Below are 1,949 nucleotides of genomic sequence, written 5' to 3'. Positions count from 1 at the left end.
CGGATGCGCCTGAAGATCAGCCGCGACTGCACAGGCGAGCCGCCGGGCGAATTGATCGAAATCGCAACCGCCGGCGCGTCGAAGCCGAACGCCTTCTCGATGAGGCCGGCCGTCGAGGCGAGCGACAGGCTCGGCCGGAACTGGCCGCCGCCGGGCAGGATGGTGCCGTGCAGCCGGATGACGGGAATGGTGACGACTGTCGAGCGCCAGGGTTTCGGCAGCAGTCGGTTGAGGAAGCGTTTCACGAAAGCTTGTCTCCAGAAAGAGGTGCAAGAGCAAGTGAAACCTCATCCTTGCTCCCGGCATGTAGGAATTCGCCAGCCAACGGCAATGCCGCATTGCCGGCCTCTAATCAATCGCCGAACAGCGACGCCAGCCCATTGTTGATCATCTCGGTCCGTTCCGTCGGTTCGTTGCCGGACGGTCCGTGCAAGGTGAGTGGCGGCCGGATCGACAGTTTTCCGCGCGCGCCGAGCATGGCCCTGACGACGATGCGGATCGCCGTGGCGTCCGGGCGCGGGTGGACGCAAAGCATCTCGGCATCGCCGAAGCGGCCATCGATCGCATCGAGGACCGCGACAAGCTGCTCCGGCCGGGCGATCACCGCCAGCCCGCCGCGCGGCTTGACCACTGCGGCGGCACTCCTGATCCAGCGCTCGAACAGTCCGTCCTCCGTGACATGCGCCTCTCTGCGCAGTGCATCCGGCGTGGCGCGATCCTCGGTGGCGTTGAAAGGCGGGTTCATGATCACGAAGTCGAAGGAATTGTCGGCTAGCCCGGTCTCGGCCCGCGCCCGGCCGGTGAGCGTGACGTCGGCCGTCAGCACCGAGGCGCGGTCGCCGATATGCGCATTGCCCGGATGCGCAAGCGTGGCGGCGGCAAACGCCGCCATCTCGGCGGAGCGCTCGACCAGCACAGCCCGCGCCTCAGGGCAGCGCGACAGCACGGCGAGCGCCGCGGCGCCGGCGCCGGCGCCGAAATCGGCGAGCCGGCCGGAAAAGGTGGACGGGACGGCCGCCGCCAGCATCATGGCGTCCATGCCGGCGCGATGGCCTTGCCTCGGCTGCACCAGCCAGAAGCGCCCGCGATGGAAGGCATCGACCGTGTGGGCCGGGGTGTCGGGGGCAAAAGCGGTTGAAGCTGCCATTATTTCCGGCGGATCTCGTTCTCGATGCCGGCATCCTTCAGGATGCGCCGCGCCGCATCGGCCTTGTCCGCATCGACCATGACGCGCCTGGGCAGGATACCGAGCGATCCGTCGAGCACGCTCATGTTCTGGTCGGCGACGAAACAGGCGATGCCGGCGTCGCGCATCAGCGATTCGATGAAGGAAATGACGACGGCGTCATTGGTGCGGACAAGCTCAATCATGGAATGAAAATCGCAGGTTGCGGCGTTCATGTAAACGTTGAGGCAACCCCGCGCCAGGCCTGCCGCGCCAATTCGCCTCTTGCCGTGCCAGGTTGTACCGACCTAGAGTCCTACCGGGATCAGGGTGTTGTCGTGCGCGCGTCAATGAGACGGGAGTGATCGTGGTGGGTGTCGTTCTGAATATCGAAGGCAAGCGGGAACCCGCTTCCATCAAGGATCTCATCGATCTGACGGCAGCCGACATGGGCCGCGTCAACGAACTGATCCTGTCGAAGGCCGGCTCCGACGTCGAGATGATCCCGGAGGTCGCCAATCACCTGATCTCTTCGGGAGGCAAGCGCCTGCGGCCGATGCTGACGCTCGCCGCCGCCCAGATGTTCGGCTATTCGGGCGACGGTCACGTCAAGCTCGCGACGTCGGTCGAGTTCATGCACACCGCGACGCTGCTTCATGACGATGTCGTCGACGAGAGCGCGCTTCGCCGCGGCAAGAAGACGGCGCGCATGATCTGGGGCAACCAGGCAAGCGTGCTGGTCGGCGACTTCCTGCTAGGCCAGGCTTTCCGCATGATGGTCGAG

At 65.6% G+C, this 1,949-nt stretch carries 3 protein-coding genes and 1 pseudogene; 1 reads left to right on the top strand and 3 read right to left on the bottom strand.

The window, feature by feature from the left end:
* The 3 genes and pseudogenes from EOA29_RS34700 to EOA29_RS34690 form a co-directional block, all read right to left on the bottom strand.
* Nucleotides 1-245 (bottom strand): annotated as a pseudogene (locus tag EOA29_RS34700) (S49 family peptidase); the annotation flags it as partial.
* A 107-nt stretch (nt 246-352) separates the two neighbouring features.
* Nucleotides 353-1,147, bottom strand: a complete 795-nt coding sequence (locus EOA29_RS34695) for a methyltransferase (RefSeq protein ID WP_127222273.1) — start codon at nt 1,145-1,147, stop codon at nt 353-355.
* Entirely contained in the window at nt 1,147-1,371 is a 225-nt protein-coding gene (locus EOA29_RS34690; protein WP_126095293.1) for a DUF2007 domain-containing protein, read from the bottom strand. Before EOA29_RS34690 ends, EOA29_RS34695 begins: the two co-directional genes overlap by 1 nt.
* 164 nt (nt 1,372-1,535) lie before the next feature.
* Between EOA29_RS34690 and EOA29_RS34685 the strand changes: the two genes are divergently transcribed.
* The coding region (locus tag EOA29_RS34685) for a polyprenyl synthetase family protein (RefSeq protein ID WP_189479091.1) at nt 1,536-1,949 on the top strand (414 nt) is incomplete at its 3' end.

Source organism: Mesorhizobium sp. M1E.F.Ca.ET.063.01.1.1 (assembly GCF_003998155.1).
Classification (GTDB): Bacteria; Pseudomonadota; Alphaproteobacteria; order Rhizobiales; family Rhizobiaceae; genus Mesorhizobium.
This window is presented reverse-complemented; position numbering and strand designations above follow the sequence as displayed.